The sequence below is a fragment of the Methylocaldum sp. RMAD-M genome, assembly GCF_017832375.1.
GTDB lineage: Bacteria > Pseudomonadota > Gammaproteobacteria > Methylococcales > Methylococcaceae > Methylocaldum.
Map to the genome: position 1 here is coordinate 28,753 of NZ_JAFIBZ010000016.1, position 21,821 is coordinate 50,573.

At 62.7% G+C, this 21,821-nt stretch carries 17 protein-coding genes; 9 read left to right on the forward strand and 8 right to left on the reverse strand.

Going from position 1 to position 21,821, the window contains the following annotated elements:
* The first annotated feature begins 27 nt into the window (after positions 1-27).
* Genes JOD69_RS15355 through JOD69_RS15385 form a run of 7 tightly spaced genes read left to right on the forward strand, consistent with a single transcriptional unit; the run spans position 28 to position 12,415 of the window.
* The gene (locus JOD69_RS15355; protein ID WP_156881515.1) at positions 28-243 is read left to right on the forward strand and encodes a helix-turn-helix domain-containing protein; all 216 of its coding nucleotides are present in this window, start codon (positions 28-30) and stop codon (positions 241-243) included.
* Positions 243-3,731 carry a DUF3883 domain-containing protein gene (locus JOD69_RS15360; RefSeq protein WP_210024044.1) on the forward strand — a complete coding sequence of 1,163 codons (3,489 nt, stop codon included), beginning with the start codon at positions 243-245 and terminating at the stop codon, positions 3,729-3,731. The genes JOD69_RS15355 and JOD69_RS15360 overlap by 1 nt, the downstream gene beginning before the upstream one ends.
* A gap of 3 nt (positions 3,732-3,734) precedes the next feature.
* A complete protein-coding gene (locus JOD69_RS15365; RefSeq protein ID WP_210024045.1) occupies positions 3,735-5,207 on the forward strand; it encodes an AAA family ATPase in 1,473 nt (490 codons plus the stop codon).
* Positions 5,204-8,077, forward strand: coding sequence for a DUF1156 domain-containing protein (locus tag JOD69_RS15370; RefSeq protein WP_210024046.1), 2,874 nt, complete (start codon positions 5,204-5,206; stop codon positions 8,075-8,077). Before JOD69_RS15365 ends, JOD69_RS15370 begins: the two co-directional genes overlap by 4 nt.
* A 1-nt stretch (position 8,078) precedes the next feature.
* A complete protein-coding gene (locus tag JOD69_RS15375; RefSeq protein WP_156881497.1) occupies positions 8,079-8,663 on the forward strand; it encodes a hypothetical protein in 585 nt (194 codons plus the stop codon).
* Positions 8,664-8,672: 9 nt separating this feature from the next.
* Positions 8,673-11,492: a DUF499 domain-containing protein gene (locus JOD69_RS15380; protein ID WP_156881498.1), complete on the forward strand. Its 2,820-nt coding sequence runs from the start codon at positions 8,673-8,675 to the stop codon at positions 11,490-11,492.
* Positions 11,493-11,521: 29 nt separating this feature from the next.
* The gene (locus JOD69_RS15385) at positions 11,522-12,415 is read left to right on the forward strand and encodes a three-Cys-motif partner protein TcmP (protein WP_156881499.1); all 894 of its coding nucleotides are present in this window, start codon (positions 11,522-11,524) and stop codon (positions 12,413-12,415) included.
* On the opposite strand, the gene JOD69_RS15390 is transcribed toward JOD69_RS15385, so the two are convergent.
* The 8 genes from JOD69_RS15390 to mobH all read right to left on the reverse strand — a co-directional run bounded on the left by JOD69_RS15390 (position 12,402) and on the right by mobH (position 19,871).
* Complete coding sequence (locus JOD69_RS15390; protein WP_156881500.1) at positions 12,402-13,154, reverse strand: phage Gp37/Gp68 family protein; 753 nt, start codon at positions 13,152-13,154, stop codon at positions 12,402-12,404. The genes JOD69_RS15385 and JOD69_RS15390 overlap by 14 nt on opposite strands.
* A gap of 13 nt (positions 13,155-13,167) precedes the next feature.
* A complete protein-coding gene (locus JOD69_RS15395) occupies positions 13,168-13,503 on the reverse strand; it encodes a helix-turn-helix transcriptional regulator (protein WP_210024047.1) in 336 nt (111 codons plus the stop codon).
* A gap of 93 nt (positions 13,504-13,596) precedes the next feature.
* Complete coding sequence (locus tag JOD69_RS15400) at positions 13,597-14,067, reverse strand: lysozyme (RefSeq protein WP_210024048.1); 471 nt, start codon at positions 14,065-14,067, stop codon at positions 13,597-13,599.
* The gene (locus tag JOD69_RS15405; RefSeq protein ID WP_156881502.1) at positions 14,064-14,435 is read right to left on the reverse strand and encodes a hypothetical protein; all 372 of its coding nucleotides are present in this window, start codon (positions 14,433-14,435) and stop codon (positions 14,064-14,066) included. The genes JOD69_RS15400 and JOD69_RS15405 overlap by 4 nt, the downstream gene beginning before the upstream one ends.
* Positions 14,436-14,604: 169 nt before the next feature.
* Complete coding sequence (locus tag JOD69_RS15410; RefSeq protein ID WP_156881503.1) at positions 14,605-15,237, reverse strand: DUF4400 domain-containing protein; 633 nt, start codon at positions 15,235-15,237, stop codon at positions 14,605-14,607.
* Between the two features lie 3 nt (positions 15,238-15,240).
* Positions 15,241-15,705 carry a hypothetical protein gene (locus JOD69_RS15415; protein WP_086132980.1) on the reverse strand — a complete coding sequence of 155 codons (465 nt, stop codon included), beginning with the start codon at positions 15,703-15,705 and terminating at the stop codon, positions 15,241-15,243.
* Positions 15,706-17,529 (reverse strand): conjugative transfer system coupling protein TraD, encoded by a 1,824-nt coding sequence (traD, locus tag JOD69_RS15420; protein WP_210024049.1) that lies wholly within the window; start codon positions 17,527-17,529, stop codon positions 15,706-15,708. It lies immediately after the preceding gene.
* A complete protein-coding gene (gene mobH, locus JOD69_RS15425) occupies positions 17,526-19,871 on the reverse strand; it encodes a MobH family relaxase (RefSeq protein ID WP_210024050.1) in 2,346 nt (781 codons plus the stop codon). The genes traD and mobH overlap by 4 nt, the downstream gene beginning before the upstream one ends.
* Before the next feature lie 138 nt (positions 19,872-20,009).
* On the opposite strand from mobH, the gene JOD69_RS15430 reads away from it, so the two are divergent.
* Together JOD69_RS15430 and JOD69_RS15435 are read left to right on the forward strand one after the other, a co-directional pair.
* Entirely contained in the window at positions 20,010-20,459 is a 450-nt protein-coding gene (locus tag JOD69_RS15430) for a hypothetical protein (RefSeq protein ID WP_156881506.1), read from the forward strand.
* Between the two features lie 7 nt (positions 20,460-20,466).
* Positions 20,467-21,675, forward strand: a complete 1,209-nt coding sequence (locus JOD69_RS15435) for a DUF1173 domain-containing protein (RefSeq protein ID WP_156881507.1) — start codon at positions 20,467-20,469, stop codon at positions 21,673-21,675.
* The last annotated feature ends 146 nt before the right edge of the window (positions 21,676-21,821 follow it).

Consider the following 21,821-nt stretch of genomic DNA (forward strand, 5'->3'; position numbering starts at 1 on the left):
CCGATCCTGGTGCCGGGTGAGGAAGCGATGAAAGACGACACCGGAGAGATATTCACCCTCGACGAAGTGGCGGCCTACCTCAAGGTGGGCAAACGCACGGTCTATCGCTTGGCGGCGGCGAAGAAGATTCCCGCCTTCAAGGTCGGAGGGACATGGCGCTTTTCGCGCCAGGAAATCGACCAGTGGATCAAGCGACAGACGAACGACGACACGTCCGGGGACGATCGCCGGGGCAACGAATAATGCACGCCGAAGAACTCAAACCGAACATCACCGTGCACGGGCCTCTGTTTCCGGAGCCGGTCCAGGTCATCGTCGCGATTCCGATGGGCGCCTCGGTCAAGCTGGTCGGGAAGGGAACCCGCTCCAATTCGGTCTATGAACCGATTCTGACTGCGGAGCAGCTCGCCCTCCTCACGGCCTCCCCGGCCCACGAGCCCTTCGACGGCGATGCCCGCAAATTCCGCCTCGGCATCGAAGCGATGCGCCTGGGGCTCGCTTACGAGTACGACCCGTACTTCTCGCTGTCCATCGCACGCGTGGACCCGCTGCCCCACCAATTGGAAGCAGTCTACGACTACTTCATGAGGTTGCCACGTATCCGGTTCCTCCTGGCCGACGACCCGGGCGCTGGCAAGACGATCATGGCCGGCCTCCTCATCAAGGAGCTCAAGATTCGCGGCCTGGTCAAGCGCGTGCTCATCATCACGCCGGCCAATCTCACGTTCCAGTGGCAGCGCGAGCTGAAGGACAAGTTCCGCGAGAACTTCGAGGTCATCCGCAGCGACGTCCTGCGCGCCAACTACGGCATGAATCCCTGGCAGGAGAAGGACCAGGTGGTTACCTCGGTGTCCTGGGTTTCCCGCATCGAGGATGCCAAGGATTCCTTGCTGCGCAGCCGCTGGGATCTGGTGATCGTCGACGAGGCGCACAAGATGAGCGCCTACAGCAGTGAGAAGAAGACCCTTGCCTACCAGCTCGGCGAGGCGCTCTCGAACATGACTGACCACTACCTGCTCATGACGGCAACGCCCCACAAGGGCGACCCGGAGAACTTCTGCCTGTTTCTCGAACTGCTCGACCGCGACGTCTATGGCGACATCAGGAGCCTGGAGGAAGCGATGGCGCGGCACGAGGCGCCGTTCTATCTGCGCCGCGTCAAGGAGGCCCTGGTTACGTTCCCCGAGCCGGAAACCGGGCACGTCAAGGCGCTGTTCACCCGCCGCAACGTCACGACCTCGGAATTCCAGATCTCGGACGAGGAACTGGATTTCTATGACCGCCTGACCCGCTACGTCGAAGACCAATCCATCAAGGCCGCGGCGGACGACTCGGCCCGCGGCCGGGCGCTCGCCTTCACCATGGCCATGCTCCAGCGCCGCTTCGCCTCTAGCCTCTACGCCGTGCGGCGCAGCCTGGAACGGATGCGCGACAAGCGCGAACGCATCCTCAAGGACCCCGAGGGCTACCGCCGGGAGCAGATGAACAAGCGGCTGCCGGAAGACTTCGAGGACCTGACCGACGAAGAACAGCAGGAAATCATCTCCCAGCTCGAGGACGTCGTCGCCAGCGTCGATCCGGCAGCGCTGCGCGAAGAGATCGCCGAGCTGACCAAACTGATCAACCACGCCCGGGAGTTGGAGGGGCGGGAGGTCGAGACCAAGCTCACCGCCCTGAAAGATCTCCTAACCAAGCAGGGTGTCTTCGCGGACCCCAAGATGAAGCTTCTGGTGTTCTCCGAGCACAAGGACACACTGGATTTCCTTGCCGGCGACGGACGCGAGGCCCGCCCTCTCGGCAAACTGCGCGAATGGGGCCTCAGCCTCACGCAGATTCACGGCGGCATGAAGATCGGCGACCGCGACACCCCCGGCACGCGTATCTTCGCCGAACGCGAATTCCGGGAATCAGCCCAGGTGCTGGTTGCCACCGAGGCCGCCGGCGAGGGTATCAACCTGCAGTTCTGCTGGTTGATGATCAACTACGACATCCCCTGGAACCCGGTGCGCCTGGAGCAGCGCATGGGCCGTATCCACCGTTACGGCCAGGAGAAGGACTGCCTAATCTTCAACTTCGTCTCGACCAACACCCGCGAGGGGCGCGTGCTGCACAAGCTCTTCGAGCGCATCGAGGCGATCCAGGACGATCTGGATCCCAAGCGCACCGGCAAGATCTTCAACGTCCTCGGTGACGTGTTCCCGGCCAACCAGCTCGAAAAGATGCTGCGCGACATGTACTCCCACAACCAGATGACAGAGGAGCTGATCAAGCAGCGCATCGTCGAACAGGTCGATCTCAGACGTTTCGAAGGCATCACTCAATCCACGTTAGAAGGGCTGGCCAAGAAAGAGCTGAACCTGTCCGCCATCGTGGGCAAGTCCGCCGAGGCCAAGGAGCGGCGGCTGGTGCCCGAGGTCATCGAGGATTTCTTCCTCAGCGCCGGCCCGCTTACCGGCGTCTCACCCAAACCTGTGAAGGCGGGAACCCATGCCTACCGGCTGGGTCGGGTTCCGCGCAACCTGTGGCCCACCGGCGAACGCCTGGAACCCCGCTTCGGCAAACTCGGGCGCGAGTACGGCAACATCGTATTCGACAAGGAACTGCTCAAGCAGGATGCCAGCCTGGAATGGGTGACGCCGGGCCATCCGCTCTTCGAGGTGGTGCGCGAAGACGTCCTGGGACAGGTACAGGAGCACCTCAAGCGCGGCGCAGTGTTCTTCGACCTGCACAGCCAGGCGCCCTACCGCTTGGATGTCTTCAGCGCATCCATTCGCGACGGCCGGGGCAATGTCTTAAGCCGTCGGCTGTTCGTGGTGCAAACCGGCATGGACGGGAAGACGGCCATCAAGCAGCCCACGATCTTCCTCGATCTCACTGCTGCGGAGACCCCTCCGGAAGTCCCGGACGATGCGACCCTGCCGGATCGAAACCAGGTCGAAGTCGTCCTGCTGGAACAGGCGCTTCAGCCCCTGCTGGAAGAATCACGCCGCGAGCGTGAGCGCGAAGTGGCCACTATCTCCCGCCATATCGAGCTCTCGCTCAACACCATCATCAACCGGGAGAACCTGCTGCTGGCAGTTCTCATTTCCCAAAAGGAAAGCGGCTCCACCGAACCCGGGCTGGAAGGCCGCATCAAGATCTCGGAAGACAAGCTCCTGGAGCTTGACCATCGCCTGCAAAGCCGCCGCCGCGAACTGGAGCAGGAACGGCAATGCTCGATCGGCGACATCCAGCACATCGGCCGGACCTGGGTGCTACCCCATCCGGAGCGCGCCGCACCGGGCGTCGCCCCGATGGTGTCCGACCCCGAAATCGAGCGCATCGCCGTCCAGGCTGTGATCGCCCACGAGGAAGCGGAAGGCCGCGTGGTGGAGAGCGTGGAAGCCGACAACCGCGGCTTCGACCTCATTTCGCGCCGACCGCACCCCGAGGACCCCAAGACCGCCATCGACGTCCGTTTCATCGAGGTCAAGGGACGGGCGCACACGGGCGAGATCGCTTTGACTTCCAACGAGTACAAGACTGCCCAACGCCTCGCCAACGACTACTGGCTGTATGTCGTTTTCCACTGCGCGACGCCGAATCCGACGGTCAACATCCTGCGCAATCCGGCAACGCTCGACTGGCAGCCGATCGTCAAGGTGGAGCATTACCGGCTGAAGGCCGATTCCATCAAGCATCCTGTCGAGCTACGAGAGGATCGTGCCAACTATGAACCGGGTCAGGAGTAAAGCGTGGCCGATCCCAAGAACGAATTACAGGCAAGCTTTCAGCCGGCGAAACGCCACCAGACCTACGGTGACCTCATTCTCGGCCTGCACGCCAAGGGATTTCGCAATCACGTCGATACCAAGATCGAGATCGAAAGCCCGGTCACGGCCTTTTGCGGGGTCAATGGGACGGGCAAGTCGACGCTGTTACAGCTCGCCGCCGCCGCATACCAGGCGCCAAACGGGAAAAAGCGGCATTACATCTCTTCCTTCATCCTGGCGGGGACCCTGGACAGCAAACCTTTCGCCGATGATGCATCAGTCGAGATTACCTACGAACAGCCGCCCACAAGCAGCGGTTCAATCCAACCTCGGACGCTGACCGTTTCCCGGTCAGGCTCTTCGTGGTCCGGTTATGACCGCCAGCCTGAGCGCGCAGTCCTGTATCTGGGACTTGGCTTTCATCTGCCCCATGCCGAACGCGACGAGAGCTTCAAGAAGCTGTTTGGCGACGCACAATTCCGCCTCAGGGAAAAGCAAGCGCTCGAAGACAAGGTTGTCGAGCGGGTTTCGACCATCCTCCTGTGCAAGTACGACGCTGCGCATCAGAACACGCTGAGGAAACGATATGGGCGCACGAATACCCATCTCCTTACAGCAAAGCGCGGAACCGGCGCTGAGTATTCCGAGGCCAACATGGGCTCTGGAGAGGCGCGTCTCTACGCCCTCGTCATGCGCATTGAAGCGGCGCCGGAAAAGAGCCTGTTCCTCATCGAGGAACCGGAGACGGCGCTGCACCCCAGCGCCCAATATGAGCTTGGGCGCTATCTGGTGGAAGTCGCCAAGCGGCGTGGCCTGCAGATATTCCTGACGACCCACAGCGAATACCTCCTTCTGGCGTTACCGCAGAAATCCCGCATCTACCTCAAGCGGGAAGGCGCCACGGTTGTGCCGATTCCGAGCGTTGGTGTGCGCCAGGCCGTGAGCCTGATGGACAACTTTGCGATCCCGGCGATTTATGTCCTGGTGGAGGACGACGTGGCCGAGGCGATCGTCATCGAACTCCTGCGCAAGCACGATCCGGACTTTCTCAAGACGGCACGGGTGATCGTTGCTGGCGACAAGGATCGCATTCGCCAGATGATGGAGGTTTTCCAGGACCAGAAACTTCCGGTCTGCGCGGTGCGGGACGGCGACTTCGGCGACGCCAAGAAACTCAAGATGTACAAGCTGTTCGGTACTGAGCCACCGGAGAAGGAAATCTTCAAGTCAACGAAGTTCAAGGAAACCTTTGCTGCTCAGCATGGGGTGGATTGGGACGCCGTGGATATCGCGAACCAAGGCAAGGATCATCACCGCTGGTTTGATGTGCTGGAACAGCAGCTCGCGCGAAAGCGCGCGGAAATCCTGCCGCTGGCGGCCTGCGCGTATCTCGAAGGAATAACAGAAACCGACCGGCAGGCATTGGTCGAACAGATTAAGGCGGCAGTACCATGAAAAACGATTACAAGCGGTTGATTGAAGTCGACCTCCCCATCCGACGCATCTCTGATCATGCCCGTGCCGAGAAGAACATGCGTTCCGGCCATCCGTGGCAGCTTCACATCTGGTGGGCGCGCCGCCCTTGGGGCGCCTGCCGGTCCGTGGCGTTGGCCTCGCTGATTCCGGCGCCGACCGATGAGCATTGCCCGGAGGATTTCGTCAGAGCCGCCGCTTCGACCCTGGCCGAAATCGGCTTCAAACCGGCCGATGGGTCCCGCCAAAAGGTTGAGGAGGCATTGCTGCGCTTCACCGGCGAGTTTGCCCGCTGGGAGGCGGGCAGCGATCCCTACTGGCGCACCGCTGCCCGCAAGCTCATCAAGACAGCGCATCCGTACGTCCCCCACGTGTTCGACCCGTTCTCCGGCTACGGCGCCATTCCGGGGGAGGCGGCTAGGCTGGGCTGCGAGAGTGTGGCCTCGGACCTGAACCCGGTGGCGCTGCTGTGTCTGCGCACCCTGCTGGAGGCGGTCCCACGCCAGGGCCACAAGCTCATCGAGAAGTTCAACGAGGGCGCCGAGTTCATCAGGGCGGAAGCCGAAAAGCGGCTCGCACCCTACTATCCCAAACGCAACGGCAAGCATGTCATCGCCTGGTTATGGGCGCGCACGGTCACCTGCGAAGGGCCGGGCTGTGGCGCGACCGTTCCGTTGATCTCCCAGACCACCATCGCCAAGGGCAGCCGCAAGGCGTGGATCGAGGTCACAGGAGACCCCAGGACCAAGGAGGTGCGGATTGCGGTGCGCTCCGGAAAATCCATTCCCGCCGGGCTCAAGAAGACGGCCGGCGGCGGGCATGCCATCTGTCCGGTATGCGGCTTCACCACCAACAAGGAACGGGTCAAGGCGCAAGGCAAGGAAGGCCGGATGGGCCATCGGCTTTACGGCGTGGCGATGGCCATCGGCACACGCCAGGGCAAGGAGTATGCGGAGCCGACGCCGGAAGACTTGGCGGCATTTGATCGAGCGGTCGACACGTGGGAGCAGATTGCTCGCAGAAATCCAGAGGCCGATCCTAAAGAGAAATATCCGTTTCACGATCCACGTGCATTTACAGCGGGCCAGTACGGCATCAAAACCTGGGGCGACTTGTTCTCACCGCGCCAGAAGCTGGCGCTGCACAGCATCGGTGAGATCCTGCGGGATTACGAACAGCGCCTGACCGCAGCAGGAGAAGACCGGGCGCTGGTTCGCGACACCGTGACCGCCCTGGCGTTGGCCGTCAGTAACTCTGTGCACTACCTCACAACCATGAGCACATGGCTATCCGAAGGCATGATCTCTTGTTTCATCGCCGGTAACGCCATTGCCATGCGTTGGGATTGGGCTGAGGCAAACCCCCTAGTTGGTACATATGCTGGGGGATTGGACTTCTCCTTCAAGAAGTCAGAAGAAGCGCTGGCATCCACCATTGCCCTCAACAACACGACCACCACCGTCATGCGCGCGGACGCGGCCAATTACCCGTTGCCGGACGACGCGGCGGAGATGTTTTTCTCCGACCCGCCGTACTACGACGTGGTGCCCTATGCGGACCTTTCCGACCTTTGCTACATTTGGCTCAAGCGTTTCGTGGGCCATGCGCAGCCCGATCTGCTGGCGGAAGACCTGACCCCCAAGGCCGAGCAGATCGTGGTCAACCCCTATGCGGTCGAGGACGGTCGCGGCGAGCAGTCGCCGGAACGCTATCAGGAGCGCATGACCCAGGCCTTCCGGGAAGCGCGCCGGGTGCTCAAACCGGAGGGCATCGGCTGCATCGTCTTCGCCCACAAGGGGACGGCGGCCTGGGAAACGCTTCTCGCCTCCATCATCGATGCCGGTTTTGTGGTCACGGCATCCTGGCCCATCGACACCGAGCGCGCCGCACGGATGCGCGCCAACAAGTCGGCGGCGCTGGGCTCCAGCGTGCACATCGTGGTGCGCCCCCGCGAAAACCCCGATGGCTCCTTGCGTGCCGACGAGGTGGGTGACTGGCGCGATGTGCTGGCCGAGCTCCCCCGCAGGATTCGGAGCTGGATGCAGCGTTTGATTCACGAGGGCGTGGTTGGAGCCGACGCGATCTTCGCCTGCCTTGGGCCTGCCCTGGAGATTTATTCCCGCTATTCCCGTGTCGAGAAAGCCAATGGCGATCAGGTATTCCTTCGGGAATATCTTGAGCACGTTTGGGCCACGATCTCCCGTGAAGCCCTGGCAACCATCTTCGAAGGCGCCGATGCCACCGGTTTCGAGCCTGACGCGCGTCTGACCGCCATGTGGCTGTGGACACTGCGCACGGAGGCGGGCGACGTTGCGGTCGAGGTTGACGATGAGGACGATGAATCCGAGAGCAAAGCCGGGAAAGCCAAGGGATACGGCCTGGAATTCGACGCGGTCAACAACATTGCCAAGGGTCTCGGTATCCACCTGGAAGACCTCGATTCGGTGGTCGAGATCAGCAAAGGCAACGCGCGGCTTCTGGCGGTCTCGGAGCGTACCCAATACCTGTTTGGGAAGACCTCGGAAGAGCCGGTCAAGCGAGGGCGCAAGAAGGCCGAGCAGCAGGACTTGTTCGCAGAACTTCTGGACGAAGCGGATGCGGAAACGGCTTGGCGCGACAAGGCGATCTTGAAGCCGGGGGCTACCACCCTCGACCGCGTGCACCAGGCCATGATCCTTTTCGCTACTGGTCGTGGCGAGGCATTGAAGCGGCTTTTGGTAGATGACGGTGCCGGCCGCGACGCACGGTTCTGGATGCTGGCGAATGCCCTGCTGGCGCTTTATCCGAAGTCGAGCGAGGAAAGTCGTTGGGTGGACGGCGTGCTGGCACGGAAGAAGGGCCTGGGGTTGTGAGATGGTGGATGGCCTCGTCGCGCGTTTCCGGGAGACATTCTTCGCCATCGTCCAGGCCGACGAGCTGGCCGGTGATCTGAAGCAGGCGGCTTCCGCAGCGAACCTCGGGGCCTGGACGCGGGCGCTTACCGAAGCAGCGATCAGAACCTGTTCGGGGCTGGGGCTGATGGCCTCCGCCAAGGGACACAAGCTGGAACTGCTGCCCATCCACCGCAGCGAGTACCTGGCGCTGGACGTGATGGCCTTTGCCGGGGGCGAGAAGCGCTGGCGCTTTCCGGTGGCGGTGATGGAGCTGGAGAACAGCGCCCGGGAAGACCAGATCGCCTACTCGCTTTGGAAGGTGTTGTCGGTGCGAGCGGACCTGCGGATCGTGTTTTGTTACCGCAGGAACGGAGAGGAGATCCCCGCTTTGCTTCGCCACCTGCGGGAGGAGGTGGTCGAGGCGATGGGCCTGGCGGGCCGGGTGAAACTGGAAGGGGCCACGCTGCTGGTGGTGGGTTCCCGTAGCGAATCGGGGACGTTTCCGTTCGGCTACTTCGGCTGGTGGTTGCTGGATACGAATACTGGAAGATTTGAACGGCTATAGAGGACAACGATGAAACTCAAACCCTGGTATGACGTAGTGAAGCCGCGCGAAGACTTGCGGGAGGGCAAGCCACTCGACGCCTCTGAATTCGCCGTTCATCTGGACAAAGTGCGGTTGGGCACCGCGCCCAAGGATTATCGCGACGCCGCAACCTTCTTCGACCGGACGTTCCTGACCGAGAACCTGACGGGCCTGGGTGCAGAAGTGATGCGAAGGCTCTCGGGCATTACCACCGAAACGAGCGCGGTGTTCAACATGACCACGCAGTTCGGCGGCGGTAAGACCCACGCGCTGACCCTGCTCTATCACCTGGCGCGGCATGGTTCGGCCGGTAACGGTTGGCGAGGTGTCGCCAAGATATTGCAGCGGGCGGGCATACCGAGCGTTCCCGACCACTGCGCGGTGGCCGTCTTCGTCGGCACGGAGTTCGATTCCGTTACCGGCCGTGGCGGCGACGATGGCACGCCGAAGCGCAGAACACCCTGGGGCGAACTCGCGTGGCAATTGGGAGGGGAGGAATCCTTTGCCCATGTCGCCCAACATGACGCAGACTTCATCGAACCCAAGGGCGATGTGATCGAAAAGCTCCTGCCGGCAAATCGCCCCTGCCTGATCCTGATGGACGAGGTGCTGAACTACATCAGCACCTACCGCGACCGGGGCTGGCACAACAAGCTCTACAACTTCATCCAGGCGCTGTCGGAGACGGTTCGCGGGCGCAACAACGCGGTGCTGGTGGGTTCGATCCCGGCTTCTGAGCTTTCCTATACGGATAAGGACGAAGCGGATCAGCAGCGCTTGAAGAACCTCCTGGATCGTCTGGGCAAGGCGGTGATCGTGTCGGTGGAATCGGAGACCTCCGAGATCATCCGCCGCCGGCTGTTCGAATGGGACGAGCGGGCCGTGACCCCGGATGGCCGTGTGATCCTCAACAAGGACGCTGAGGATGCCTGCCGGACTTATGCCGACTGGATTCAGGAGAATCGACTGCAGTTGCCGAACCTGATCAATCCGGACTTGGCCCGCGACGAATTCCGCGCCACCTACCCGTTCCATCCGATGGTGATTTCCGTCTTCGAGCGGAAGTGGCAGACCCTGCCCCGGTTCCAACAAACGCGCGGCGTCCTGCGCCTACTGGCCCTATGGGTGTCCCGGGCCTACCAGGAGGGCTACAAGGGGGCGCAGCGCGATCCCTTGATCACACTGGGAACGGCGCCGCTGGACGACCCCATGTTCCGTGCCGCCGTGTTCGAGCAACTAGGTGAAACCAAACTGGAGGCGGCAGTCACCACGGATATCGCCGGCAAGAAGGACGCCCACGCCGTGCGGCTCGATTCCGAGGCCATCGATGCCATCAAGAAGGCCAGGCTCCACCGCAAGGTGGCGACCACGATCTTTTTTGAATCCAACGGTGGGCAGGTCGGCGCTGAGGCGCAAGAGGCCAGCGTCCCGGAGATTCGGCTTGCCGTAGGTCAACCCGAAAGCGACATCGGGAACATCGAGACCGTCCTGGAGGCGCTCACCGATGCCTGCTACTACCTGAACGTCGAGAAGACCCGGTACAAGTTCAGCCTGAAGGAAAACCTCAACAAGCGATTCGCAGACCGGCGGGCAACCGTGCAGGGGCCGCAGATCGACGAAGAGGTCAAACGGGAGATTCAGAAGATCTTCGCGCCGAAGGAGTTCGTCGAGCGGGTGTTCTTCCCCGAGAAGAGCATTCAGATTTCCGACCGGCCCGTGGTCAGCTTTCTCATTGCCGACCTGGGCCGAACGATGGAAGACGAGAAGACGACCCGCCAGTTCGCGGAGCAGATGATCAGGGAATGCGGCACGACGGCGCGGACGTTCAAGAGCGCGTTGATCTGGGTGGTGCCGGATTCCGCTCAGCCCATGCGGGAAGAGGCGCGGAAGATTCTGGCCTGGCAGGCGATTCAAGACGAGGCGGATGATCTCAAGCTCGATGAGGCGCAATCGAGGCAGCTCGCCGAGAACGTCCACAAGGCCAAACGTGACCTGAAGGAGTCCATCTGGCGAGCCTACAAGCACCTGTTCCTGCTGGCCAAGGACAATACGGTGAAGATGGTCGATCTCGGGCTCGTCCATTCCAGCGCGGCGGATACCCCCATCTCCAACATCCTCAACCGGCTGTCCGCCGACGGCGACGTGGAGAAGGGTGTGAGCCCGAACTTCCTGGTGCGGAACTGGCCGCCCGCTTTCAAGGAATGGGCGACCAGGTCGGTCCGCGATGCGTTCTACGCGTCGCCGGTCTTTCCACGCCTGTTGAACGCGGAAACGATCAAGGAAACCATCGCGCGCGGGGTCGAGAGCGGAATACTGGCCTACGTGGGGAAAGGCGCCTCCGGCAAATATCAGCCATTCGCATTCAATCAGAGCGTCAGCCCGACAGACATCGAGTTCTCCGACGACATGTTCGTCATCACGGCTGAAGTGGCACGGGCCTACCTGGATGCTCAAACCACGCCGCCACCGGCGGGGGTTCCCGTGCAAGGAGGCGGCACGGGAGTTGGAACAGGGACAGGTGGAAGTGCGGAACCAGGTGGTACACCGATTGGGCCTCAACCGGCACCGACACCGCCTGTTCCTGGGCCAGCGAAGATTGCCGGCATCCGATGGTCTGGCGAAGTGCCTCCGCAGAAATGGATGAACTTCTACACCAAGGTGCTCTCGCGCTTTGCCGCTACCCCGGGCTTGAAGCTCACTATTTCGGTCGAGGTCAGCCCATCGGATGGCCTCTCGAAGCAGTCCCTGGAGGAAACGCAGAATGCTTTGCGGGAACTGGGGCTGGATGACCGGGTGACGGAGAAGTAGTCGTCCGGGTGCGAAAGGCGAGCAGTTGAATGGGGGCGCGGACAATGCCGGCAGACGGACAAATTACAGTTGATGCTGATCAGCACACTTTCGGAGGTGCATGGACGCTCCTCAAGCTCGCCGCTTTGGAGAAGTATCTATCCGCGTTTACCACCGCGCTGAGCAAGCAGAATTTCAAGTTGATTTTCATCGATGGCTTTGCTGGCACCGGCCGCTGCGATGTAAAGATCGATGGTGAAAAATCCAGCGTCGATGGATCTGCCCGGATTGCCCTCCGAACGAATCCACCGTTTCATCGCTACTGCTTCATCGAGCTATCGCCGAGGAAGCTCTCCGCTCTTCAAAGGCTGACCGCCGAGTACCCGAGTCGTTCAATCGAGATCATCAGGAACGACGCCAACACGGCGCTTCGAGAATTGTGCGAGAGGCACGACTGGAAAAACACGCGCGCGGTGCTGTTTCTTGATCCGTTCGGCATGCACGTCGAATGGGCGACGCTGGAGTCCATTGCCCGCACCGGGGCAATTGACGTCTGGTACCTATTCCCATATTCCGGCTTATATCGACAAGCCGCTAGAAACTCTCAGGCACTGGCTCCCGACAAGGAGGCTGCCATTACGCGCTGCCTGGGCACGGACGAGTGGCGTCGGTTGTTCTACGCGCCGCAGCGACAGGGTGATCTATTCGGGAACGAAAGCGAAATGCGTGAAGCAAAGCACCACGAGATGCTCAAGTACGTTTCCGACCGACTGAAGGGTGTGTTTCCGGCCGTTACCGAGCCGAAAATTCTCTACCAGCTGGGCTGCACAAGGACTCCCAGTGGCGCGCCGTTGTTCGCGCTGTATTTTGCAGCGTCGAATCCAAATCCGAAGGCATTCGGGTTGGCAATCAAAATCGCCAGGGACGTCCTCAACGCGCTATAGCCGTGGCAACCATGGGATAGGCGTCCCACGTGCGCCCCTTGAAGATCCGCCCATTCGCCTTCTTGTGTCGCTTAACGCCATCCGCGCCCCAGCCGCCCCACTGCTTGAAGAAGAAGGCGGCGCCAGCCGCATCCGCCTGCTCCTTCACGTTGGCCACCCATATTTCGCGCATGGGCCGCGCTTTGTGGCCGGATTCGCCTCCGACAATGACCCAATGGATGCCTCTGAGGTCCAGCGTCCCAAGGTCCTCCAGCAGCGGTTCTACAGAAAGAAACCGGATATGCGCGTCGACCCGACGCAGATGGTCGATGCGCGGCACACCGTATTTCCGATCCTCGACAGAGACGCCGAGCCAGACATTTTGAGGGCAGTCCCTGTCTTTGAAGTACTGCGGTAGCCGGTCTGCCCGTTTCGTGAGAATTTGATAGGTGTGCTGCAGAGTCTGGCGCACCACGGAGAAGACCTGGTCCAGGAACTCATCTGGGATGTCTTCGTGGAAGAGATCGCTCATCGAGTTCACAAAGTAGACCGTAGGCTTTTTGCGCTGCAGGGGTTGTGCAAGTCGATCAGGGTGCAAGGCCAGAGTGAATCCGTTCTCATATCCAGGCGCCCCCATGGCCTGAAGGCGGCGCGCCATCACCTCGGCGTAGCAATTCTTGCAACCAGGCGAGATCTTGGTGCAACCCGTCGTTGGGTTCCACGTCTGCTCAGTCCACTCAATCGTCGATTGTGTTGCCATCGTAACCTCCATCCTAGCTTGATGACCGGCTCATCGCACGAGCCTGCATATGTTCGCTCGCCAGCGTGTCGATAAGCCTCGCAAGTACGAGGCGTACTTCGCCGAGATCCGTGGCGGCAAGCTCGGTCCGCACCTTGGCCGCGAGTTCATCGGCGGTCGGCGCAGGCTCATGGCCGGTTGAATGCACCAAGCGCATGCAGTGCTCGATCACTCTGACCGGCGGGTTCGCCCTTCCGCTCTCATAGCGGCTCACCGACGACTGCCTGACGCCTAGTTCTCGGGCAAAGTCCTTCTGACTACGGCCATTTCGCGCCGTGCGAACCAGTTCGGCCACGGTGGTGATCGCCACGGACGAATTCCTTTGAGAATGCACAATGCGCATATTATATCGCAGTATATCCGCCCTATGCATCATTCAAGGCGCATATGTGGCGCCGTAGAGTCAGGCGGGAGTTACGGCCAGCAGCGTGGCTTCGGCTTCGCGCCTCACCACCAGCCCCGGCAGCACCTTCCCGCCACCATACACCCAGCGTCTCAGCTCATGCACTGCAGCCGGCCAGCCTCGCTGATTGATGCGCCGTCGAAGGGTAGATGTTTGCAGCCGCCCCGCGCCAAGGTTGAACGTGAAGTCCACGATGGCTGCGAGCCTCCCCTCAGGCTCGGTGGCGAGCACCGGGCAGTACCGCAGTGTGGCGTCGAGCGCGGATCGCAAATCGCGGGTCAGATAGACCTCGCCCTCGTCCTCGGTGATCGGCGGATGGTCGGGCTTGCAGATGTGTCCGTAGCCGATCGTCCAATATCCCGCCGGGCAAATATAGGGGTGGGCGCGGCGCTGCGGATCGTGCTTGGGAACACGATGGAAGCCCTCGAAGCGCTTGGCCAGGTCGACCGCGGCCGTTGGTACTTCGATCACGGACGCGCCCGGTCGAACACGCGGCCGAGGAACCAGAAGTTCAGCACGCCGGCCCAGAGGGCCTGGTCGGCGTCGGTCCAAGCGGCCTGAATGGCGGGTATCCACTCCACACCTGCATCGACCGCGCCGACGAAGGCGGCGGTCTTGGCCGCGCAGTACAGCGCCATGAACCAGTAGGTGATCACAGGCCGCACGCTGCTGGAGAGCGCATCGGCCCACCGGACACCGGACCGCTGGCCCTGGGCGGCGACGGCCTCGCGCAAGGCCTCGACCGCACCGCTGTTCCAGGCGGCCTCGCCGGCGGCGCCGAGCTCGGTCATGCGCTGGGCGCCGCGCAGCTTCTCGAACGCAAGCAGCCGGTCCTGCATCGCCAGCTCGTGACCGCGCTCGCCCTTGCGGTCCAGCCACTCAATGGGTTAGCTCGCCAAAAGGCGCGAATAGCGAAAGTCGGGCTAACCTTGCGGGTTCAGGAAGGGGACTGTTCAAGCCGTGACACTCCCAATTCCCTAAAGGGGATGGGAATTCCCGCGCGATTTTTTAAATCCGCTTCTGAGTATTGGCCAGCAACACATTCAGCGCACACGCCACCACGAACAATCCAATGGGGATGGACTGCGGCGGCACGGGCACCGGCAGCGTCCACGAGACAAGCAGCAAATAGAACGTACCGAGGATCACATACAGGCTGTACCGGTGCGCCACCGGACTCGAATAGTCGAAGGTGGTCTGCCGGATCTTGCGCCGGACCAGCCCGTCGATCGCGAACGGAACCACCGCGACACCGAGAAACGGCAACCAGGCGGCCGTAACCACCGCCCGATGAATCATCTGGTAAAGGCTCTCGAACAGCACGTCCAGGCGGCCCTGGAGAAACGGAAACAAATCGTAGCGGCCGACATCCTCGAAACCTCTCGACCGTTGCCGCTCGCCCTCGGTCGGAATGAAATACCCATACACGCTATCCCGAATCCCGGTGCGAACGAAAAGCGCTTCGAACCCGCCCATGGCGGTCTTCCGAAGCTCCGTCGCCTTCTCGGCCCCGAAATAATCGAGCAGCATCCGGTCCTCCTCGGCTTGAATCGACCGGGTCCACTGCTCGGAAATGAGGGCCGCCACCAGCACGATTTCGAGCAACCAGATCAGAATACTGAGGAAAATATTGCGCGTCATCAGTCAGTGCATCGTCCGCTTCGTACCGGGCGGTTCATCGCCGAAGCCTTCGATGACCGGGGCCGTGCCCGACAGCGGTTCCGCGCCCGGCAGCTTGAGAATCCAGCCGTAGGCTTCCGGCAGAAAGCTTTGAATCAGCGCGACGTCGTCCGCTTCGGACGGAATCACGGCGCGGAGCGCTTCACACACGGTCTGGACGAAGGCGATCAGGCGGTCATGGTCCGTACTGGATCGTTGATTTCGGGCTTTCAGATACGCCGTCCACGCGGCAGCCAGCACGCGGTCGAGGGCGATGGCGGCACCTTCCGGATCGTCGATGTTCCGGTCGAGGCATTCGGCGATGCGCTCGCCACTCTGCCTGAGGCCCGGCCAGTCCGCGTCCAGCAAATGGATCCGGGTCTTGTTCCGGCGCCGATTGAGCCAGGCGGTCCAACTGGGCGATCGACTTACGGCCCGTTGCTTCGGCATTCAATGATTCTCCTTGGGTGTGGTCAACAGGATGGGCAGCCGCCCCTTGACGATGCGTCCGCCCGACAGTTTGGCGATATAGTGCAGGTCGGGGAGTTGCCCCAGTAGCTGCGGCGGGAACAGATCGCCTTCCTCTTCCATCAGTCGCTCCCCGATGTTGCCGGAAAAGACGGTCGGGTTGCTGGCATGGGTCGAGACGCCCTGGGTGCGCATCACGTACTTGAGCCGCGTCTTCGGCAGGTTGTCGGTAATGTACTGCTGGGTCTCGCCGTCGAGCACCCGCAGGACGATCAGGTTGTTGACGTTGCCGAGCACCTGCCGGGCCTTGGCTTCCGATCCCGTGCGCGCGGCGAAATCGGCGAAGGTCTGGGTGGCGATGAACAGCCGGATCTTGGCGCCACGTCCCTTGTTCAAGACCTGGATGAAGGGGTCGTTGATCACTTCGGCCGCCTCGTCGACGAACACGTTGACTGGCCGGTCCGAGACGCCGTAGTTGTAGCGGTCGCCGGCCACCGCCGCGAGTTCCGCCAACAGAATCGAGCCGATGGCGCTCCCCACCAACCCGTCCGACAGGGAATCGAGGCCAATGTAAGCCACTTGGGCGTTTTCGATGATCCGCGCCATGTCGGTGATCGGGCGGGGATCGTCCACATCCTCGGGATCCGGCGCCAGCAAGGAACCCAAGGGTCCCGAGGTCAGCATGTTCATGATCGGCAGGAGGGAGGCCACCATCTTGCTGAAGTGGGTGCGGTCGTGCTCGAACAGCGAAATCAGCCCCTCGAGATCGCTGTTCGGGTGAGTCCGCTGGACGTTCTCCCGGTAAAACCGGACCAATCCCTGGGCCTTGCCCTCGGTGTCCCGCGCCGCCTTCATGAACGGCTTCGCGTCGCTCCGCCAATCGCCGAGACACCGGTCGTAATGGCGCTCCAGCGCCTGAACGACCAGGAAGGCCGGACCGCCTTCCAGATAGCGGCGCAGCTTCACCAGGGTGGGCCGCTCCTCGATCACCATCAAGCCCTGAATGACATTGTCCAGGGATTTCTGGCCGAACGCTTTGAACGGATCGTTGGTGGTTTCGCCGGGCGAGATGGCGGAAATGCGGCTGGCCACCTCGGACGGCCGGTTGAAGTTGTGCAGGGGATCGAGACGCACGCTGTCCTCGGGAAAGGCCGGATGAAAATACACCAAGCGGTCCGGACGCCCCGCCAGCCGGCAGGCGGTTTCGGCCGAGCGCTTGAGATCCTTGTCGCCCTTGGGGTCGATGATGATGACGGCTTCGCCGCGCAGCACTGCTTGCGTGACCAGCACGTCGAAGGCTCGGGTCTTGCCGGCGCCGGTGGTGCCGACGATCAGCGTGTGCCCGGCCGTGTGCGGGAGCGGCTGGATCACCGGGTGTTCGCGCGCTTCCAGCCCGTGAATCCACGGTGCGCCCATGCGGTCCTGGCGGACGGGAATGAGCTCGGATAGATCTCGTTTCAGAATTTCGTGGGCCAGCTGGGCGTGCCTTTGGCCCCAGTCGAACCCCCATCCCAGCCAAAGCTGGCCGGGATGACGGCCGACCCAGCGCTTCAGGCGTGTGGCTTGCCAGTAGGTGAGACGGGATCGGATCAGGCGCCGCTTGCGACGCCACAGCCCGATGGCTGACGGGGCGCGCCACAAAGTCATTCCGAAAGACACGCCGATCAGCGCGTAGAACGGCTCGGCCGGCAAGTCGGACCACAGGAACGTTCCATAGGCGAGACCGGCGCCGCCGAGCCAGCCGCAGATCGCGATGACCTCGAAGATCGGTCGCCAGGGGGCCTGGTAATCGTAATCCGAGCTCACGAGGCGTCTCGCTTGACCTTCACAGTCCCGCTCCGGGTCGTCCCCTCGAGCCGGCAATCGTCCCGCCGGAACAGCGCACGGGACAAGCCGGTCAGCGTGACGCCGGGATGCTGCTGGACGAACCAGTCCAGAACGGTGGCCGGCGCGACCAGCCAACCGTTCTCTTCGACGACCGAAACCGGCAGTCCCTCGCGACCCCGGATGCGGGTGACGAGTTCGTCAGCCAGGGTAGCGGGATCCGGCGCGGGGTTGCCGGGTTCGGTCGACGGGGCCGACGCGTGGAATGGTTGGCGTTTCGGCGGATCCACCCTCGTGGCTCCGTCCCGACATCCCGCTGCCGGCGCTTCGGCCTTGCCCGCCTTCGGCCGAACCGACGCGACCTCCGTTGACAGCGGCTGGGTAGACGGCGGCCTGCCAGGCGTCTTGTCGGTGCGGATGGCGATCGCCCGCAAGGCTTCGCTCGGCTCCGCCGCCAGCAGCAGTCCGCGCACCCCCTTGATGTCACGCACCCGGCGCAGCGGGGCCAAGGGATCGGTAAGCACCCACCCCGCATCCGCCAGGCGGATGAGAAAGGTCGCCGGCTCCAGGCCGAGCTTCTGGGCGCTCGCCGGAAACGGAAGCAGAAGTTTGCCGTCGACATCCGGCAGGTCGATGCCGATCGTCCAGCCTCCCGCCATGATCACCTCCTCGGCCAGCCGGATGAGCAGCTCGCCCCCCTCCCCTCGCGCCGCGAGCCAGCGACGGGCCGCGTCCGTCCGGTTCTCTTCGCCCGGATCGCGCGCCGTCCTGATCGATACCGCGGCCGGCGCTTTTGGCGCATGCCGTTCAATTGTCGCGGTCTGGGGCGGCGGCCGGACGATCTCGCCGGTCTGCGTATCGACCTGGAGGGCCGTTCCCGACGCGTCGATGACCTGGAGCGGTTCACCCACCCCAGGGTCTTCGGGTGGCCGATGGCGCACCGGCGGTTTCCCGTTCGCGATCGGGCGTTCCCGTCCACGGACCGACGGGGGCGTTGTCGCCGGGGCTGCCGGGGACCGATCCAGAGGGGTCGCGCGGGGAGTGTCCTCGGTCCGTAGCGGTGGACGGGGCGAACCCCGGTCCGGCACATCCTCAGGCCCGTCCCTGTCCCGTGTCGGTCCGGTGACCGCAGGGTCATCGCTTTCCTTCACGATCTGCCCGCCAACCACGATCGGCGGTTCACCCATGTAGATCAGCTCCGGTGACGCGAGCTGCAACAGGGTCAGCGTGACCTCCAGATCATCCGGTTTCACGCGCCAGTACCGGCACCGGGTGCCGTCGGGCAACGTTCGCGGTATGGCGAGTCCCCGTTCGATCAGGATGTCCGCCAGGGTGTCCTCGTCACGGGGGATGCCGGGGATCTGGTCCTTGGCCAGGGTATCGACGATCTCCCGCGCGCCGGGACGCCAGACGAGGTGCACGCCCTCCGGGAAGCGCCAGACCCTGGCGCCCTTCTCGTTTGCCTGCCAGCGTCCGGATCGGACCAGGCGGCGCATGGCGTCGAGCAGGTATTTTTCCACCGGCACGCCGAGCGAGGCATCAACTTGGAGGTAATTCGCCTTGAGGTCGCGTTCGACGCTCTTCCGGTCAGCCTCGGCCACCAACCGGTAAAACGTGCTGCCCCGATCGATGCCCGCGATGGCTTCGAGCATCGCCTGCATGATGTCGGGACCGGTCCGCGTGAGAAAGGTGATGCATTCCGGGGTCAGCACCCGCTCGGTAACCAGCACGGAGAACTGTTCATGGCGCTGGTGGCGTTTTTCGCGCCAGCGCAGGAAATAGCGATCCACGCCGTTTTTGTCGGCCCAGTCGGTGAGGTGCTCGATATAGGGATTCCAGGACGTGCGGCCTTCCCGATCCAGGACGGACAGATCGGAGACCGGTTTTCCGATGTCGTGCAGTAGCCCTGCGAGGCAGACCGCAAGCCGCCAGCGCGGTTCCTGCGCCTTGCGCTCGCGAGGCGTCGCGCCCGGGGCGAACAGAACGCCCTCCGAGGCCAACGCGGCCCAGTGCGCCACTTCGAGGCCATGGCGGAACAGCCCGCCGGCGCCGCGATGATGGTGGGTCTCCGAGGCGGGCAAAAGGTGGGTAAAGGCGGCGTAGCGCGCAATCACGGGTTCCGCGATCGCGGTGAAGAGGTTGCCGGTCAGCGCCAGGGTATGACGGATCTGCCCGATCAACTCGGTCTGCGTCGCCAGGACCCGGTCAACAGACGCCGCCGGCAGGCCTTTGGCGAACGGTGGATAGCGCGGAATATCGTCATCCGCCTGACCGGGCGCCGGGGTGGCCTGCGGCCGATTCGCCCAACGTTTGAGATGCTCCATGAATGACATGGCATTTGATCATGCCAGAAGCGGCCTCGATCGGACGTACACAAAACGGGCGATTCGCGGATTTTGTGCAACGCCGGGACCGTTCGGACGCTTTATGCTGGGCGTCAACGTCTACGGAGACCGATTGCCATGCTATCGCGAAAACTCATTCTGTGCTTGCTCGTTTCCAGCAACCTAACCGCCTGTGCCGTGAGAACCGTCCCACCCGAGGTGGCCGAATCCGTCATCGATGCCGTCATGGCCGACGCGACACGCGATCCGCCGTGGCGTCTCGGCACGTCCTGGCGAGACGGAGGCCTCGGCGGGGCGGCGCTTAGGGCGTCCGCGCTCGAACATGTCGTTACGCAGAAGGAGCCGCCGCCGCTTTACCACCCTGAGGCATTATCCGATACGGCCGATCGTGGTGTCGCCGTCTTCCCCCTGTCCGATGGCTACGGCGCCGACGAGATCGAGCGGGCCTGGCGCAAGGCCTGCCGGCATGGCCTCGACATGACCGCGCGTGAACGCGACATCGTCGCCGCGACCGACATGCCGTCCTGGTTGCGAGGACAGTGCTATACCGCCAGCGTGTACAAATGATCGCCGCATGGGCCATCTCACCTTCCGCATCGGTGACCATATCATTTCCCACGATGACCCTCGCCTTGAAACCCTCCTGGCGAGCGTCCACGGGACGAAACAGCGTCCCTTGTGTCTGTGCCGCGATCCGGGCGTCGAGATGTACGTTGCCCGAATCAATGGACGCCATGTGATCAAACGGATGCCCAACACCGGGGCCGACCATGCCCCGACGTGCGATGCCTACGAGCCCTCGGCCGAACTCTCCGGGTTGGGGCCATTGATCGGTTCGGCCATCCAGGAGAATATTCAGGATGGGGTCACGACCCTCCGATTCGATTTCGCCCTGTCCAAGGGAAGGGGCAGACCCACCGGGACTTCGTCGCCCCGCAGGGAATCCGATAGCGTGCGCACCAATGGCAACAAGCTGACATTGCGCGGCAGTCTGCATTATCTCTGGGAACAGGCCGGCTTTCATCGCTGGTCGCCCGCGATGGCCGGCAAACGCTCCTGGCACGTGATCCACAAGTTCCTCCTGCAGGCAGCCGAGGACAAGGCCGTAAAGGGCGTGCCGCTCGCCGATGTGCTGTATGTCCCGGAACCTTTTTCCAGGGAACGTATGGAGGATATCGCGCAGCGCCGGATGGCTCGGCTGAGTCAGATCTCAATGGGTGAAAGCCACGCGCAGCGACTGCTGCTCCTGATCGGCGAGGTCAAGGAAATCGCGCGCTCGCGCTGCGGGCACAAGTTGGTGGTCAAGCACCTGCCCGATTTCCCGATCACGATGGATGACGGACTTCATAACCGCCTGCGCAAACGCTTTGCCGGCGAGTTTGCCTTATGGGACGCCGTCGACAACGCCCATCTGGTAGTGATCGGGACCTTCGGTGTCGGTCCGACCGGCGTGGCGTCCCTGGATGCCGCGGCCCTCATGGTCGTCAACGAAAACTGGCTGCCCTTCGAGCACCTCTACGAGCAGGCGCTGATCGACCGTCTTACACAGTCCGGGCGCTCTTTCCTGAAGGGACTGCGATACAGCCTGTCGGACGACCAGCCTTTGGCGAGCGTGGTGTTGTTGGACACACAACCCCTGCCCATCGCCCTATACATCGTTCCGCCAGAGGCGGCTGAGGACTATGACGCTGCCCTCGATTCGCTTATAGCGGAAAGCAGACTCGAAGCCTGGGTGTGGCGTGCAGGCGGCGAAGCAATGCCAGAGATACCACCAGCGGATTGATCTTTCACGTTCACTAGCCGCCATTTTCCCCCAAGGGGTCAGCACCCCGCGTGACTGTTGGGTTCGCTGGTTCAGGTGATGTTGGCTATGCCCAGGAGTGCCCAACGCATCCGGGCCTCTGCGCAGACCGAACGCCGAGTTCCTTC

Excerpts from the sequence above, each read along its gene's own strand:
- JOD69_RS15355 (WP_156881515.1), top strand. The coding sequence starts at position 28 with ATGAAAGACGACACCGGAGAGATATTCACCCTCGACGAAGTGGCGGCC.
- JOD69_RS15360 (WP_210024044.1), top strand. The coding sequence starts at position 243 with ATGCACGCCGAAGAACTCAAACCGAACATCACCGTGCACGGGCCTCTG.
- JOD69_RS15370 (WP_210024046.1), top strand. The coding sequence starts at position 5,204 with ATGAAAAACGATTACAAGCGGTTGATTGAAGTCGACCTCCCCATCCGA.
- JOD69_RS15375 (WP_156881497.1), top strand. The coding sequence starts at position 8,079 with ATGGTGGATGGCCTCGTCGCGCGTTTCCGGGAGACATTCTTCGCCATC.
- JOD69_RS15380 (WP_156881498.1), top strand. The coding sequence starts at position 8,673 with ATGAAACTCAAACCCTGGTATGACGTAGTGAAGCCGCGCGAAGACTTG.
- JOD69_RS15385 (WP_156881499.1), top strand. The coding sequence starts at position 11,522 with ATGGGGGCGCGGACAATGCCGGCAGACGGACAAATTACAGTTGATGCT.
- JOD69_RS15390 (WP_156881500.1), bottom strand. The coding sequence starts at position 13,154 with ATGGCAACACAATCGACGATTGAGTGGACTGAGCAGACGTGGAACCCA.
- JOD69_RS15405 (WP_156881502.1), bottom strand. The coding sequence starts at position 14,435 with ATGCAGGACCGGCTGCTTGCGTTCGAGAAGCTGCGCGGCGCCCAGCGC.
- JOD69_RS15410 (WP_156881503.1), bottom strand. The coding sequence starts at position 15,237 with ATGACGCGCAATATTTTCCTCAGTATTCTGATCTGGTTGCTCGAAATC.
- JOD69_RS15415 (WP_086132980.1), bottom strand. The coding sequence starts at position 15,705 with ATGCCGAAGCAACGGGCCGTAAGTCGATCGCCCAGTTGGACCGCCTGG.
- mobH (WP_210024050.1), bottom strand. The coding sequence starts at position 19,871 with ATGGAGCATCTCAAACGTTGGGCGAATCGGCCGCAGGCCACCCCGGCG.
- JOD69_RS15430 (WP_156881506.1), top strand. The coding sequence starts at position 20,010 with ATGCTATCGCGAAAACTCATTCTGTGCTTGCTCGTTTCCAGCAACCTA.
- JOD69_RS15435 (WP_156881507.1), top strand. The coding sequence starts at position 20,467 with ATGGGCCATCTCACCTTCCGCATCGGTGACCATATCATTTCCCACGAT.